1 protein-coding gene is annotated in these 280 nt (G+C 64.6%); it reads right to left on the reverse strand.

All coding sequences use genetic code 11. The features are described from left to right. The coding region (locus C167_RS31910) for a Tn3 family transposase (protein ID WP_017516255.1) at window positions 1-280 on the reverse strand (280 nt) is incomplete at both ends.

Consider the following 280-nt stretch of genomic DNA (forward strand, 5'->3'; position numbering starts at 1 on the left):
ATCGCCGGTGAGGTTGATGTGCTCCCAACCGAGCGGCGACAGGTACTGCAACAGCGCGTCATCAACGGCATGGCCGTTGCCACGCAGCGCGTGCGCAGCCCGTTCCAGATAGACCGTGTTCCACAACACGACGGCAGCCGTTACCAGATTGAGGCCGCTAGCCCGGTAGCGCTGCTGCTCGAAACTGCGGTCGCGGATTTCACCCAGGCGGTTGAAAAACACTGCCCTGGCCAGCGCATTGCGCGCCTCGCCCTTGTTCAGGCCGGCATGCACGCGGCGG

This window comes from Pseudomonas nitroreducens TX1, assembly GCF_000313755.1.
GTDB classification, from domain to species: domain Bacteria; phylum Pseudomonadota; class Gammaproteobacteria; order Pseudomonadales; family Pseudomonadaceae; genus Pseudomonas; species Pseudomonas nitroreducens_A.